This is a genomic window from Avibacterium sp. 21-594 (assembly GCF_026226815.1).
Lineage (GTDB): Bacteria > Pseudomonadota > Gammaproteobacteria > Enterobacterales > Pasteurellaceae > Avibacterium > Avibacterium avium.
The window spans coordinates 2,070,116-2,084,511 of the sequence record NZ_JAKKOC010000001.1; the positions used below are offsets into that span (position 1 = coordinate 2,070,116).

The window sequence follows — 14,396 nt, forward strand, 5'->3', positions numbered from 1 at the left end:
TTCCTTCTATTAAAAATAAATGTGTTTGATTAAGCGATTTATTACATCGTGTTTTTATAAGCTAACACTTCGCCCATATGCACTGGCACATCAACTGCCAACTGTTCTGCCAATTTCACTTGATTTGGCTGGAATAGATTGATTACCGTAGAACCAAGCTGGAACGCGCCCATTTCTTGACCTTTGCGTAATTTCACGGCATTTTCACCGCTATATGTCCAGACTTTCACCTCTTTGCTGCGCGGTGGATTAATCACACCAGCCCATTGGGTGCTGATACTTGCTGTGATGGTTGCGCCTACTAAAATTTGTACCATTTCCCCAAATTCCGTATCAAACACGCAAATCACGCGTTCGTTGCGAGCAAATAAATTGGGAACGTGTTCTGCCAAAAATGGATTAACTGAAAACAGTTCGCCCGGTACATAAATCATTTTGCGTAATGTGCCATCACAAGGCATATGGACACGATGATAATCTCTCGGTGAAAGGTATATTGTGGCGAATTCACCATTTTTAAAGGCCTCGACCAATTCTTTATCATTGGCCAGCAGATCGGCAAGGCTAAAATCGTGTCCTTTGGCTTGTAATAAACGATCTTCATCAATATGCCCAAGCTGGCTCACACGGCCGTCTGCGGGTAAACAAAGTGCGGTAGGATTTTCATCAATTTTTCTCGCCCCTTCCGCTAAAGGACGGATAAAAAATTCATTAAAGGTCGCATAATCATTAAAATTTGGTTTAAGCGCTTCTTGCATATTGACTTGGTATTTTTTCGCAAATAATTTAATCACTAAATGGGTTAGCGCGCCCCAACGTTGCTTTGCAAACCAACCTGCAAGCTGGGTTAAATAAAGTTGCGGCATTACATATTGAAAGGCCACTTTTACACGTTGCCAATACGTTAAAGGCATTTGCGTTTTTAATGTCATAAGGTTTTCCTTTGTTAAAATGGAAGGGCGATTATATCAACTTATCCTACTTGTGCAACGATATGCGGATTTTGCCTTGATTTATCACAGGAATGGGGGTAGTGTTCGTTTTCGATTGTATTGATGTAGGGGGCACCTATGTGTGTGCCCAAAAATTAATGATTATTACGGACGGACACACAGGTCCGTCCCTTGTATATTAAAATTAATATAAAATAGCAACAAAACCCCGTTATCTGCATCTCGAGTCCGCCCCAGGCAACAAACCGAGTTGTAGCAATGAGAGCAGATAACATTTCACCAAAAAACCGAACAGTTGCCAGACTTAAACCCGAATGCAAGGCAGGTTAATGATGAATGAACAAACTTATTGTGGTATTGATGTTGCTAAACGTCATTTCGTTATTGGGCTTTCTAACCAAAAACGAACAAAGACCGAAACCAACAACCCGAAAGGGATTGCGCATACCATTGAGTATTTACGTCGTTTCAGTGTGGACTTAATTGTCCTTGAAAGCACCGGTGGGCTTGAACTTCCATTAGCTAAAGCACTCCACCGCGCAGGCTTTCGTGTGGTGATTGCCAACCCGCGACAAACCAATCAGTTTGCGATGTCGCAGTCACTAGCAAAAACCGACAATAAAGACGCCAAAATGTTGGCTTTTTACGCCCAGATGCTCGCAATGCGTGATAATGTAGCGCAACAGCTTTACATACCACCGACTCCCGAGCAAGAACAGCTTGAAGCCCTTGTTTCACGCCGTAATCAGCTTGTTGAAATGCGTTCCGCGGAGAAAAACCGCCTTGAACAAGTCCATTCCACACAACGACTCAGTGTTGAGCAGCATATCGACTATCTCTGTCTGCGTATTGATGAGCTGGATAGTGAAATCGAACAGCATCTCAAACATTTTGACGATACAATAAAAAAGTTTAAAGACATCAAAGGGTTAGGCACACAAACGATAGCCGTTTTGATGTCAATGTTGCCTGAGTTAGGTCAATATACACATAAACAAATTGCTTCGCTTGTTGGCGTTGCGCCACATCCGAAAGAAAGCGGTGACACCAAATGGAAAAGCCGCTGTTCAGGTGGTCGCAAAGCCGTGCGAAATGCACTGTATATGGCCACATTTGTTTGCGTGCGTTTTGAGCCTAAACTCAAACAATTTTACGAACGTTTACGCGCTAATGGTAAGGCGTTCAAAGTGGCGATTAACGCCTGTATGCGTAAGCTTCTAACCATTTTAAATGCGATTGTCCGCGATGGCTCGCAATGGGACGCTCACGCGCTTTAATTAACGAATTTGTATTTTTGCTTTTTAGCGGAATACAGTTGCTACAAAAAATGATATGAGAGACGAGTGGATACATCGTTCTCCCTAAAGTTTGCTGGAATAACAGGTTAAAAATGCAAGAACAATCCCTCCTTAATATCGATAAAAACCACATCTGGCACCCTTATTCACGCATTAACAGTGATGCGCCGATGTTTGCCGTGGAACGTGCAGACGGGGTGGAAATCACGTTGAAAAATGGCAAGCGGCTGATTGATGGAATGTCTTCTTGGTGGGCAGCGTTACACGGTTATAATCACCCGAAATTGAACCAAGCGGCGAAAGAACAGTTAGAGAAAATGAGCCATATTATGTTCGGTGGATTTACCCACGATCCCGCTGGCGAATTGGCGCAGCGTTTGGTGCGATTATTACCTGTGGGCTTAGATAAAATTTTCTTTGCCGATAGTGGCTCGGTGGCGGTGGAAGTGGCGATGAAAATGGCGGTGCAATATCAGCAAGCCAAAGGTGAAAGCCAGCGTTACAAATTCGTCACCATTCGCTCAGGCTATCACGGCGACACTTGGCACGCGATGTCCGTGTGCGATCCGATTACCGGAATGCACAGCCTGTTTGCCAAAGGCCTGCCCGTGCAATATTTTTTACCGCAACCGAAAACTACCTTTGACGGACAATGGCAAGAGACCGATATTCAGCCGCTCCAAGATTTACTGGCAGAAAAGAGTGGTGAAATTGCTGCCTTAATTTTAGAGCCGATTGTGCAAGGTGCGGGGGGAATGTATTTTTATTCGCCGACCTATTTAGAAAAAGCGCGCGCCTTGTGTGATGAATATGGCGTCTTGCTGATTTTTGATGAAATCGCCACGGGATTTGGGCGTACGGGCAAACTGTTTGCCACAGAATATACCAACATTAAGCCTGATATTATGTGCTTAGGCAAAGCCTTAACGGGCGGCTATTTAACCCTTTCCGCCACTGTAACCACCGCACATATTGCCGAAACCATTTGCGATGGCGAAGCAAAATGTTTTATGCACGGGCCAACCTTTATGGGCAATCCGCTCGCTTGCGCCATTGCCAGTGCATCCATTGATTTATTATTAGAAAGTGATTGGCAAGGCAAGGTTAAAGCCATTGAACAACAATTAAAAACAGAGCTTGCGGTAGCGAAAGATTTTCAATCGGTGAAAGACGTTCGTGTATTAGGGGCCATTGGGGTGTTAGAAATGAAATCCCCTGTGGATTTAGCCGTATTACAGCCAAAATTTGTTGAAAAAGGCATTTGGTTACGTCCTTTTGGGCATTTGGTGTATATTATGCCACCTTTTATTATTTCGCCAACGCAACTTAGCCAGCTCACGCAAGGCTTATTGTCTGTACTTAAAGAGGTTTACAATGAATAATCATCTCGCTGATTTTGCACAAACCTTGGCTGAACTCAAGGCGGTTGGGCAGTTTCGTCAGCTTCCGCAGTTAGATCATCAAGGCAAAATGATCGAAAAAGATGGGCGCTTAATGCTCAATATGTCTTCTAATGATTATTTAGGTCTTGCCAATGATGAGGCATTAAAAACCGAATTTTTACAAAAATACGGCGAAAAATTACCGCACTTTACTTCTTCATCTTCCCGTTTATTAACGGGATCTTTTGCGGTTTATCAACAATTAGAAAGTCTAATGGCGCAACGTTTTGGGCGAGAGGCGTGCTTATTGTTTAATAGTGGCTATCACGCTAACATCGGCATTTTGCCTGCGGTGGCGAATAAAAAAACATTAATTCTAGCCGATAAACTGGTTCACGCCAGTATTATTGATGGCATTCGTTTGAGTGAAGCGGATTTTGTACGCTATCGACATAATGATTTTACCCATTTAGAAACCCTATTAAGTAAGCATCAGAACCAATATCAACGAATGATCATTGTTACCGAAAGTGTATTTAGTATGGACGGTGATGTGGTGGATTTGCCTCTGCTCGTGGCTCTCAAGCAACGCTTTGGCAATGTCTTATTATATGTGGATGAAGCCCACGCTATTGGTGCTTACGGCAAAACAGGGCTAGGTATCGCTGAACAGCAAAGCTGTATTCAAGAGATTGATTTTTTAGTTGGCACTTTTGGTAAGGCTTTAGCTTCAATGGGCGCTTATGTGGTATGCGATGAATTGATTAAAGCATATTTAATAAATAAAATGCGACCATTGATTTTTTCTACTGCTCTGCCTCCGCTGTGTGTGGCGTGGACGACATTTTTATTTGAAAAACTTCCGCACTTTACCCAACGACGCCAGCATTTACAAAAGTTAAGTGAAAAAGTGCGGTCGTTTTTTGAGCAGAATTTGGCCCAGTCTCTTGTTAGTGAAAGCTGTATCATTCCTTATATTATTGGCGATAATGAAAAAACAGTGGTAACGGCACTTGCGTTACAAGAACAAGGCTATTATTGTTTGCCAATCCGACCACCTACAGTGCCTAAAGGCACATCGCGTATTCGCTTATCTTTAACCGCAGATATGACAGAACAAGACGTGGACGCTTTTCTCACAACCTTAGTAAAATTTGAGTAACAACAATGCAAACAGAATTGATCAAAGGCGCAGAACATAGCCCGAATTTAATCCTCTATTTTGCTGGTTGGGGAACACCAGCCAGCGCCGTATCTCACTTGGCGTTACCAGAAAAAACGGATTTATTACTGTGCTATGACTATCAAGATCTGAATTTTCATTTTGATCTTTCTCATTATGCACAGATCCGCGTCGTAGCTTGGTCAATGGGCGTGTGGGTGGCAAATCAAGTGCTAGGACAAATGCCTCTTACGAGTGCTACCGCAATAAACGGCACAGGCAAACCTTGTGATGATACAATGGGCATTCCGCAAGCCGTATTTATCGGTACACTGGAACAGCTAGATGAACGCCATTTAGTGAAATTTCAACGCAGAATGTGCGGTGATAGCGCTACATTTGAGCAATATTGTCAATTAGAAGGACAACGTGATTGGCAACAAGTGCGGTCAGAATTAGGCGAACTTTATCAATATATTCAACAGGATAAGGGAGACACTATTGATTGGACACGCGCCATTATTGGTGAGAAAGATCGCATTTTTCCTAGTCCGAATCAGCGCGCTTATTGGCAAACTTATATGAGTGAAAAGACAGGTAATATCCCACAACCGAGTGCGGTGCAAAATTCCACAGAATTTGTCTTGCAAACAATGCCATTGCCTCACTATCCCTTTGCACAATTTCATACTTGGGCTGAGTTATTTTAATGAACGTGGTGGATAAATCTCGTGTTGCACAATGCTTTAGCCAAGCCTTACCCAGCTATGACAGTCAAGCTAAAGCACAACAGCAAATTAATCAACAACTGTTGCAACTTTTATTGCAAACGGGGCGCACTACGTTTTCACAGGTGTTAGAAATTGGTTGTGGAACAGGGTATTTTAGCCAACTTTTGGCACAACATTTACAAGTAAAATCTTGGGCGTTTAACGATTTATGTGATGTAAAAAATCAACTTGATACATTATTCCCACAAGATAATTTTGTTTTTTATCAAGGAGATGGAGAAATTTATCCCTTTCCTACCGATTATGATCTGATCGCTTCAGCATCAGCAGTACAGTGGTTTGCCGATCCGCAAGCGTTCGTCAATAAATGTGCCGATTTATTACGTGAAAAAGGCATTTTACTTATTAGCACTTTTGCACCGAAAAATTTAGCAGAAATTCGTGCTTTGACGGGAATTGGTTTGGACTATCCTGATCTATCGCAGTGGCAACAATGGTTGAGTGCTAGATTTGAAATCAAAGCGCTGTTTGAGCAAGCGATTCCGCTTTATTTTGCTAGTCCGTTGGCGGTCTTGCAACATCTCAAAGTGACTGGTGTAACAGCAACAGGACAAGGGGGCTGGACAAAAGGGCGCTTACAACAATTTATTGCAGATTACAACGCGCAATATCAAAATACGCAAGGGCAAGTGCGGTTGAATTATCAGCCACTTTTTATTTTGGCAGAAAAATTAACGTAAGAGGAATAAAATGGCAGGGCAAGTATTATTCATCTCTGGGATTGATACGGATGTGGGCAAAACCATTGCTACAGGTTGGTATGCGAAAAAGCTCGCTGACCAAGGGGCTTCGGTGATTACGCAGAAAATGATTCAAACGGGCTGCGAAGACATTTCAGAAGACATCATACAGCATCGTAAATTACAAGGCATAGACTTATTGCCAGAAGATAAGCAAGGGCTGACTTGTCCTTATTTATTTTCTTACCCTTGTTCGCCGCATTTAGCAGCACAGCTAGAAAATCGAAAAATTTCTACCGCACTTATCCGTCAAGCCACAGATGAACTGGCAAGCCGTTATGATTATGTTTTACTGGAAGGTGCTGGGGGCTTGTGTGTGCCTTATGATGATCAACATACCACATTGGATTATATTGCCCAGCAACAATATCCCCTTATCCTTGTTACTTCAGGGAAATTAGGTAGCATTAATCACACCTTACTCAGCTTGTTAGCCTGTAAACAGTATCATATTGAAGTAAAAGGATTAATTTATAATCGCTATCCATTAGGTGATGAAATGATTAACAAGGAAACGGCACAATATTTGCAAAATTATTTGCAAAAACATTTTCCGCAAGCGGAATTTCTCTCTTTAGAAAAATTAACGTCAATCTGCTAAAAAGGAAATTTGGCTTTTTCACATAAAAAATTATAATTTCCTTTGACTATTTGCACATCAAAAGGTAATATTCACGCCCTATGCAAAAGGTAAAATTACCCCTTACAACTGATCCAGTAAGAGATGCGCAACGTAGGTTGGATTATGATGGTTATTATGCGATCAAGCAACTTTGCCGTCTGGCTGAATCAGTAGATAAAGTGCTCAGCGATGCACAGGTAACATTATCATTTTTCATTGATCCACAAAAATTAGTTGTTATGAAAGGCAACGCACGCGTTGAGGTGGCACTTACTTGTCAGCGCTGTGGAGAACCTTTTAATCAGCTTTTAGAAACTGAATTTGCATATAGCCCTGTTTCTCATTTGGATCAAGCTGATGCGTTACCAGACATTTATGAACCAATAGAACTTAACGAATTTGGTGAAATAGATTTATTGGCAACGATTGAAGATGAACTTATGTTATGTCTGCCGATTGTGCCGATGCATTCATCTGAACACTGTGAAGTGTCCGTGGCTGAACAGGTTTTTGGAACATTGCCCGAAGAGTTGGCAAAAAAACCGAACCCGTTCGCTGTATTAGCTAGTTTAAAGCAAAAGTAAATTTAGGAGTATAGCCAATGGCTGTTCAACAAAATAAAAAATCTCGTTCACGTCGTGATATGCGTCGTTCACACGATGCCTTAACTACTGCTGCAGTATCAGTAGATAAAGCAAGTGGCGAAACTCATTTACGTCATCACGTTACCGCTGACGGTTATTACCGTGGCCGTAAAGTGATCAACAAGTAATTCCTTTTCTATAAGGTATTGACTTGAGCCGTCTAACCCTTGCGTTAGATGTGATGGGCGGGGACATTGGTCCCCGTGTTACTATCCCCGCATCAATAAAAGCGTTGGAGCAAGATCCAATGCTTTCTGTTTTATTATTTGGCGATAGCCAACAAATTCTTCCTTTATTAGAAAACGCCTCTTCATCTTTACAAGAACGAATTAAAGTTTGCCACTGCACTAAGGTGATTGATAATAGCCAAGATTTATCTTATGCCTTGCGTCATAGTAAAGGGACGTCAATGCGTTTAGCCATTGAGGCCGTGCAGAAAGGTGAGGCACAAGCTTGTGTCAGTGCAGGGAATACTGGGGCATTAATGGGCTTAGCAAAAATTTTATTGCAACCGCTTAAAGGGATCGAACGCCCAGCACTTGTTTCACTTATTCCTACGATTAATGGCGATCGCAGTGTGATGTTAGATTTAGGGGCAAATATTGATTGTTCTGCTCAGAATCTTTATCAGTTTGCCTTAATGGGCGCAATTTTTGCGGAAAGTTGTCTTGGATTGGTTTATCCCCGTATTGCGTTATTGAATATTGGTATTGAAGAAATTAAAGGGCATAAGTCTATTCGTGAGGCTGCCACCCTGCTGAAGCAAAATCCGGCGTTAAATTATATCGGATTTATTGAGGGGGATTTATTACTTAATGGTAAAGCAGATGTTATCGTAAATGATGGTTTTGCGGGTAATATTGCGCTCAAAACCTTAGAGGGTGCAGCGAAGAATGTGATTTCTTTATTCAAAGGACATTCAACATTGAATAAAACAAATCATATTTGTAAATTTATTGGGCGTTGGTTCGTCAAAACTTTTTTATTAAAAGGAAGTTTTCAGCGATTAAGACAAATTAATCCTGATCAATATAACGGTGCAACCTTAATCGGTTTAACTGCAGTGGTTGTAAAAAGCCACGGTAGTGCAAATATTGATGGTTTTGCTTATGCAATCCTTGATGCCACACAGCAAGCAAGGTACAACCTTCCAGAAAAAATTTTGGCAGGGTTAGAAAAGTAATCTCGGAGATGATTATTCTGTCAAGCTGATAGGATAAACGGTGTTTTAGTAAAAATGTGCAAAAAACAGACCGCACTTTTAATACACTTTCTTTTTTCAGCGGGCTTTCCTCGTTAGTGAACATTAATTATTTGAAATTATTATGTATAGTAGAATTTTAGCCACTGGTAGCTATGCACCAGAGCAAGTGAGAACAAATGCGGATTTAGAAAAAATGGTGGATACCTCGGACGAATGGATTACGACTCGTTCAGGTATTAAAGAACGTCGCATAGCTGGTGAGAATGAAACCGTTGCAACAATGGGCGCAGCAGCAGCAAAAAATGCTTTGGCAATGGCAAATATTGATCCACAAGAAATTGATCTGATTGTGGTGGGGACAACGACAAATTCTCATTCTTATCCAAGTGCCGCCTGTCAAATACAAGGCTTATTAGGAATTAAAGATGCGATTGCATTTGATGTCGCAGCAGCTTGTACAGGCTTTATTTATGCGCTTTCTGTTGCTGATCAATTTGTGCGTAACGGACAGGTAAAAAAAGCCTTGGTGCTTGGTGCAGATCTAAATTCTCGCCATCTTGATGAAACAGATCGCAGTACAGTAGTGTTATTTGGTGATGGTGCAGGTGCGGTGATTTTAGAAACCGATGAAAATACAGGGATTATTTCAACCCACTTACACGCTTCGCCTGATACCGATAATATGCTCGTGTTACCACAGGCTGAACCTAAGGATACCCATTCTGGTTATATCTCAATGCAAGGCAATGCCACCTTCAAATTGGCGGTGAGCCAATTATCAGAGGTGGTGGAAGAAACTCTTGCTTTCAATAAGCTAGATAAAAAAGATATTGACTGGTTAGTGCCCCATCAAGCGAACTTACGCATTATCAGTGCCACCGCAAAAAAACTAGAAATGGATATGTCGCAAGTGGTGATCACCCTTGATCGCTATGGCAATACCAGTGCCGCCACCGTGCCAACTGCTCTTGATGAAGCGGTGCGTGATGGACGTATTCAGCGTGGTCAATTAGTCTTATTAGAAGCCTTTGGCGGTGGTTGGACTTGGGGCGCAGCCTTAGTTCGTTTTTAAATTTATCTGCTAGAATAGCAACTCAAAATCGAAAATAGGATATAAGAATGAAAAAATTTGCAATGGTTTTCCCAGGACAAGGATCTCAAGCAGTGGGAATGTTAGCGGATTTAGCTAATCAATTTCCCGTTGTAGAACAAACTTTTAAGCAAGCCTCTGAAGTACTTGGTTATGATTTATGGCAACTCGTACAACAAGGCCCCGCGGAAGAATTAAACAAAACTTGGCAAACTCAGCCCGCACTTTTAGCTGCTTCCGTAGCAATTTATCGTGTTTGGCAACAACAATATCCAGATTTAAAACCAAGTGTAATGGCAGGCCATAGCCTTGGCGAATATTCTGCCTTAGTTTGCGCAGGTGTCATTAATTTCCAAGATGCCATTAAATTAGTGGAATTACGCGGAAAATTAATGCAACAAGCCGTGCCAGAAGGCACCGGCGCAATGTATGCCATTATTGGTTTAGATAACGAATCAATCATCAAAGCTTGTAAAGATGCCGAGCAAGGCGAAGTGGTTTCAGCGGTGAATTTTAACTCACCAGGGCAAGTGGTGATTGCAGGCGCAAAAGCTGCCGTAGAACGTGCCGCAGCAGCCTGTAAAGAAGCTGGCGCAAAACGTGCCTTACCTTTAGCGGTGAGCGTGCCTTCTCACTGTGCCTTAATGAAACCAGCAGCAGATCAACTTGCCGTATCGTTAGAAAGCATTGCCATTAAAGCCCCTGAAGTTGCTGTGATTAATAATGTTGATGTGAAAGCAGAAGAAAAAAGTGATGAAATTCGCACCGCACTTATTCGCCAGCTATACAGCCCTGTACGCTGGACTGAAACCGTAGAAAAAATGGCACAAAATGGCATTGAAGTGTTAGTAGAAATTGGCCCAAATAAAGTACTTACCGGTTTAACAAGCCGTATTGTGAAAGAATTAACCGCTGTTGCCGTCAATGATGTAGCATCGCTAGAAAAAGCGCACGCGGTATTAACCGAAGCCTAAAAAAGACAATTAGGAGAACAATTATGCAAGGTAAAATTGCGTTAGTAACAGGGGCAACCCGTGGAATTGGACGCGCGATTGCAGAAGAATTAAGTGCAAAAGGCGCATTTGTGATCGGCACAGCCACTTCTGAAAAAGGGGCTGAAAGCATTTCAGCTTACTTAGGTGAAAAAGGCAAAGGCCTTGTGTTGAATGTTGCAGACGCACAATCTATTGATGCGGTTCTTGCACAAATCAAAGCCGATTTCGGCGATATTGATATTCTTGTTAATAACGCAGGGATCACCCGTGATAACCTATTAATGCGAATGAAAGATGAAGAATGGTTTGATATTTTACAAACTAATCTCACGTCGGTATTCCATCTTTCCAAAGCAATGTTACGTTCAATGATGAAAAAACGCTTTGGACGCATTATCACCATTGGCTCGGTGGTTGGCTCAATGGGTAACCCCGGACAAGCGAACTATTGCGCGGCAAAAGCAGGTTTAATTGGGTTCAGCAAAGCCCTTGCCAAAGAAGTGGCTTCGCGCGGAATCACGGTAAACGTGGTTGCCCCCGGCTTTATTGCCACAGATATGACAGACGCATTAACGGAAGAACAAAAAGCGGCAACCTTGGCTAACGTGCCTGCGGGCCGTTTAGGTGAACCAAAAGATATTGCTAAAGCGGTGGCCTTTTTAGCCTCTGATGATGCAGGTTACATTACCGGTTCTACCCTACACGTTAATGGTGGAATGTATATGGCGTAATGCCATAACCCTAAGATTTAAAAGGAAAATTTATTCCATAGTGGAAAAGATTTTCTGTTTAATCTTTGATTTAAAACAATTTCTTGCACGAAAACATAGCCAAGCGGGGGGGCTTAATGCTAAAATCGCCCCCAGCGATGTAAATTGTTTACGTTGGCTGTTGCGTTAGCAAAGTAACGTAACTTATTTTTAGCGAATGTATTTTTGTTAGTTGATTTGTGGTTTGACCTTGCAAAAATAGGTTGCAACTTAGCTAAAAATACATACACTATAAAACCATTATTTTATGGCTAACTATAATAGGAAAAGCAAATGAGCATTGAAGAACGCGTAAAAAAAATCATTGTTGAACAATTAGGTGTTAAAGAAGAAGATGTTAAACCAGAAGCTTCTTTCGTTGAAGATTTAGGTGCAGACTCTTTAGACACTGTTGAATTAGTGATGGCTTTAGAAGAAGAATTCGATATCGAAATTCCTGATGAAGAAGCAGAAAAAATCACTACTGTTCAATCAGCAATTGACTACGTTCAAAACAACCAATAATCACATTAAGGCGGTGTAAAAACCGCCTTAATTTTTGCCCGCACTTTTTACCTATCTCTTGAATTCTTGCTAAAAATCCGTATCATCTCGCATTCCTTATTTTAAAGGACACAATCAATTGATTAATTTGGGTTCCCTCACCCCAACAGATTTAACAAAAAGGTACACAAATGAAAACAAACTTACCGATCTTTAATGATCAACAGAAAAAAAACGCCTTAATTATTCTCAGCTTTTTCCATATCCTGATTATTGCCGCAAGCAATTATTTGGTGCAAATCCCTTTTGAAGTTCACTTGCCGCTCGATCTATTTGGTGCAGCGGATTTTTCTTTCCATAGCACTTGGGGAACGCTGACGTTTCCGTTTATTTTTCTTGCCACCGATCTGACCGTACGAATTTTTGGAGCAAAGGAAGCACGCTGGATTATTTTTGTCGTGATGTTCCCTGCACTGATTATTAGCTATGTGATTTCCACATTGTTTTCTGATAGCCAATATCAAGGCCTTGATGCACTACTTACATTTAATAGCTTCGTGTTTCGCATTGCCATTGCCAGTTTTGTCGCCTATGTATTTGGTCAGCTGCTAGATGTCTTAGTATTCAATCGCTTACGCCAGCTAAAAACATGGTGGATCGCGCCAAGTAGCTCAATGACCTTTGGTTCAATGGCGGATACCTTTCTCTTTTTCTTTGTGGCATTTTACGCCAGCAGCGATCCTTTTATGGCTGAACATTGGTTTGAATTAGGTTTTGTCGATTATCTATTTAAACTTTTTGTTGGCATTGTTCTTTTTGTTCCAGCCTATGGCGTGGCTTTAACGATGATCTTACGCAGCTTACAAAAAATCTCACAAGAAAATTACCGCACTTCAGCATAAGGAAATTAATATTAATGCATTTAACACAACAAATCGCTCAGCGCCCAATGGGTCTTTACCAATGGGCTATCGTGCTAATGGCTACCTTGCTCAATCTGCTTGATGGCTTTGATGTCTTAGCGTTAGCTTTCACCGCCAGTGGTATCCGTAGTGAATTCGCCCTAAGCAATAGCGAATTAGGCTATCTGCTCAGCGCTGGCGTATTTGGAATGGCAGCTGGTTCGCTTTTTCTTGCCCCTATTGCAGATAAAATTGGCCGCCGCCCTTTATTATTAATTAGCGTGTTGCTTTCTGCGCTCGGAATGTTCGGCTCTTATCTGGCTAACAATGCTGATATTTTAGCCATTTGGCGCGTTATCACAGGCTTAGGCGTTGGTGGGATTTTAGTGGGAACAAATGTCTTAACCAGTGAATACTCATCAAAAAAATGGCGCAGCCTCGCCATTAGCATTTATGCAGCAGGATTTGGTATCGGTGCAATGCTAGGTGGACTTTTTGCCGTACAATTACAAGCCGAATATGGTTGGCGTTCCGTTTTCCTTGTAGGAGCGGCACTCACGGCCTTATGTTGGGTATGCTTAATTATCTGGTTACCTGAATCCATTGATTATTTACTCAATAAACAACCTAAAAATGCCCAAGTGCGGTTAAATCGTATCTTGAAAAAAATGGGAATTACTGAAACTTATCCGCTCACGCCACAAACTCAGCGTACACAAAAAACCTTGCCATTAACGCAAATATTCAATGCACAGTATTTAACATCAACCCTCGCCATTTGGTTAGCTTTTTTCACCATTATGGCGAGCTTTTATTTCATTAGCTCGTGGACGCCAGCACTACTGAAAGAAAACGGTATGAGTACGGAGCAAAGTGTCATTATCGGGATTATGATTTCGCTTGGTGGCACGGGTGGCGCGCTATTATATGGCTTACTCGCAAGCTATTGGAAAGCACATAAAGTACTGATTTTCTTTACCTTAATTTCTGCCGTTGTCGTGATTGCCTTTATTTTATCTTCTGCTTTACTATGGCTTGCAATGTTATTGGGAGTGCTAGTTGGCGCATTAATCAATGGCTGTATCAGTGGGCTTTATACCTTAAATCCAAGCATTTATGCGAGTGATATTCGTAGCACCGGAGTTGGCTGGTCAATTGGCGTAGGGCGCATTGGCGCAATCCTTTCGCCAATCGCCGCGGGCTTTTTACTGGATCAAGGTTGGGAAAAGCAAAATCTCTATATCGGTGCAGCAATAATGCTGTTAATTGCAGCCCTTGCGCTCAGCTTACTCAAACCCTCTTCCGCCAATCACGCATAAAAAACAGGGCAGATAAAAATCTGCCCTTTTTTACACCGCGC

Annotated in this window: 16 protein-coding genes; 15 read left to right on the plus strand and 1 reads right to left on the minus strand. The window is 41.8% G+C overall.

Features of this window, described 5'->3' with window-relative positions:
- Positions 1-41: 41 nt before the first annotated feature.
- Entirely contained in the window at positions 42-932 is an 891-nt protein-coding gene (asd, locus tag L5B76_RS10010; protein ID WP_265755299.1) for an archaetidylserine decarboxylase, read from the minus strand.
- A gap of 350 nt (positions 933-1,282) precedes the next feature.
- Between asd and L5B76_RS10015 the strand changes: the two genes are divergently transcribed.
- The 15 genes from L5B76_RS10015 (at position 1,283) to L5B76_RS10085 (ending at position 14,355) form a co-directional block, all read left to right on the plus strand.
- Positions 1,283-2,230 (plus strand): transposase, encoded by a 948-nt coding sequence (locus L5B76_RS10015; RefSeq protein WP_265753833.1) that lies wholly within the window; start codon positions 1,283-1,285, stop codon positions 2,228-2,230.
- Between the two features lie 113 nt (positions 2,231-2,343).
- Complete coding sequence (gene bioA / locus L5B76_RS10020) at positions 2,344-3,633, plus strand: adenosylmethionine--8-amino-7-oxononanoate transaminase (RefSeq protein WP_265755301.1); 1,290 nt, start codon at positions 2,344-2,346, stop codon at positions 3,631-3,633.
- Positions 3,626-4,795 (plus strand): 8-amino-7-oxononanoate synthase, encoded by a 1,170-nt coding sequence (bioF, locus tag L5B76_RS10025; protein ID WP_265755303.1) that lies wholly within the window; start codon positions 3,626-3,628, stop codon positions 4,793-4,795. The genes bioA and bioF overlap by 8 nt, the downstream gene beginning before the upstream one ends.
- Positions 4,796-4,800: 5 nt before the next feature.
- Entirely contained in the window at positions 4,801-5,505 is a 705-nt protein-coding gene (locus L5B76_RS10030; protein ID WP_265755304.1) for a DUF452 family protein, read from the plus strand.
- Positions 5,505-6,266, plus strand: coding sequence for a malonyl-ACP O-methyltransferase BioC (gene bioC / locus L5B76_RS10035; protein ID WP_265755306.1), 762 nt, complete (start codon positions 5,505-5,507; stop codon positions 6,264-6,266). The genes L5B76_RS10030 and bioC overlap by 1 nt, the downstream gene beginning before the upstream one ends.
- Positions 6,267-6,276: 10 nt before the next feature.
- Positions 6,277-6,927 (plus strand): dethiobiotin synthase, encoded by a 651-nt coding sequence (gene bioD / locus L5B76_RS10040; RefSeq protein ID WP_265755307.1) that lies wholly within the window; start codon positions 6,277-6,279, stop codon positions 6,925-6,927.
- Between the two features lie 80 nt (positions 6,928-7,007).
- Positions 7,008-7,532, plus strand: coding sequence for a 23S rRNA accumulation protein YceD (gene yceD / locus L5B76_RS10045; protein ID WP_250364115.1), 525 nt, complete (start codon positions 7,008-7,010; stop codon positions 7,530-7,532).
- A 17-nt stretch (positions 7,533-7,549) separates the two neighbouring features.
- Positions 7,550-7,720, plus strand: coding sequence for a 50S ribosomal protein L32 (rpmF, locus tag L5B76_RS10050; RefSeq protein ID WP_005544470.1), 171 nt, complete (start codon positions 7,550-7,552; stop codon positions 7,718-7,720).
- Positions 7,721-7,743: 23 nt separating this feature from the next.
- On the plus strand, positions 7,744-8,775 hold the full coding sequence (gene plsX / locus L5B76_RS10055; protein WP_265755309.1) for a phosphate acyltransferase PlsX: 1,032 nt from the start codon (positions 7,744-7,746) through the stop codon (positions 8,773-8,775).
- Between the two features lie 142 nt (positions 8,776-8,917).
- Positions 8,918-9,868, plus strand: a complete 951-nt coding sequence (locus L5B76_RS10060; RefSeq protein ID WP_265755310.1) for a beta-ketoacyl-ACP synthase III — start codon at positions 8,918-8,920, stop codon at positions 9,866-9,868.
- A gap of 47 nt (positions 9,869-9,915) precedes the next feature.
- Entirely contained in the window at positions 9,916-10,860 is a 945-nt protein-coding gene (gene fabD / locus L5B76_RS10065; protein WP_265755312.1) for an ACP S-malonyltransferase, read from the plus strand.
- Between the two features lie 23 nt (positions 10,861-10,883).
- On the plus strand, positions 10,884-11,612 hold the full coding sequence (gene fabG / locus L5B76_RS10070; protein ID WP_115248669.1) for a 3-oxoacyl-ACP reductase FabG: 729 nt from the start codon (positions 10,884-10,886) through the stop codon (positions 11,610-11,612).
- A 312-nt stretch (positions 11,613-11,924) separates the two neighbouring features.
- A complete protein-coding gene (gene acpP, locus L5B76_RS10075; protein ID WP_005544465.1) occupies positions 11,925-12,155 on the plus strand; it encodes an acyl carrier protein in 231 nt (76 codons plus the stop codon).
- 170 nt (positions 12,156-12,325) lie between these two features.
- Positions 12,326-13,036: a 7-cyano-7-deazaguanine/7-aminomethyl-7-deazaguanine transporter gene (locus L5B76_RS10080; protein ID WP_265755314.1), complete on the plus strand. Its 711-nt coding sequence runs from the start codon at positions 12,326-12,328 to the stop codon at positions 13,034-13,036.
- 14 nt (positions 13,037-13,050) lie between these two features.
- Entirely contained in the window at positions 13,051-14,355 is a 1,305-nt protein-coding gene (locus L5B76_RS10085) for an MFS transporter (protein WP_265755315.1), read from the plus strand.
- Positions 14,356-14,396 lie beyond the last annotated feature (41 nt).

Coding starts and splice junctions, on each gene's coding strand:
- asd (WP_265755299.1), bottom strand. CDS start 932: ATGACATTAAAAACGCAAATGCCTTTAACGTATTGGCAACGTGTAAAA.
- L5B76_RS10015 (WP_265753833.1), top strand. CDS start 1,283: ATGATGAATGAACAAACTTATTGTGGTATTGATGTTGCTAAACGTCAT.
- bioA (WP_265755301.1), top strand. CDS start 2,344: ATGCAAGAACAATCCCTCCTTAATATCGATAAAAACCACATCTGGCAC.
- bioF (WP_265755303.1), top strand. CDS start 3,626: ATGAATAATCATCTCGCTGATTTTGCACAAACCTTGGCTGAACTCAAG.
- L5B76_RS10030 (WP_265755304.1), top strand. CDS start 4,801: ATGCAAACAGAATTGATCAAAGGCGCAGAACATAGCCCGAATTTAATC.
- bioC (WP_265755306.1), top strand. CDS start 5,505: ATGAACGTGGTGGATAAATCTCGTGTTGCACAATGCTTTAGCCAAGCC.
- bioD (WP_265755307.1), top strand. CDS start 6,277: ATGGCAGGGCAAGTATTATTCATCTCTGGGATTGATACGGATGTGGGC.
- yceD (WP_250364115.1), top strand. CDS start 7,008: ATGCAAAAGGTAAAATTACCCCTTACAACTGATCCAGTAAGAGATGCG.
- rpmF (WP_005544470.1), top strand. CDS start 7,550: ATGGCTGTTCAACAAAATAAAAAATCTCGTTCACGTCGTGATATGCGT.
- L5B76_RS10060 (WP_265755310.1), top strand. CDS start 8,918: ATGTATAGTAGAATTTTAGCCACTGGTAGCTATGCACCAGAGCAAGTG.
- fabD (WP_265755312.1), top strand. CDS start 9,916: ATGAAAAAATTTGCAATGGTTTTCCCAGGACAAGGATCTCAAGCAGTG.
- fabG (WP_115248669.1), top strand. CDS start 10,884: ATGCAAGGTAAAATTGCGTTAGTAACAGGGGCAACCCGTGGAATTGGA.
- acpP (WP_005544465.1), top strand. CDS start 11,925: ATGAGCATTGAAGAACGCGTAAAAAAAATCATTGTTGAACAATTAGGT.
- L5B76_RS10080 (WP_265755314.1), top strand. CDS start 12,326: ATGAAAACAAACTTACCGATCTTTAATGATCAACAGAAAAAAAACGCC.
- L5B76_RS10085 (WP_265755315.1), top strand. CDS start 13,051: ATGCATTTAACACAACAAATCGCTCAGCGCCCAATGGGTCTTTACCAA.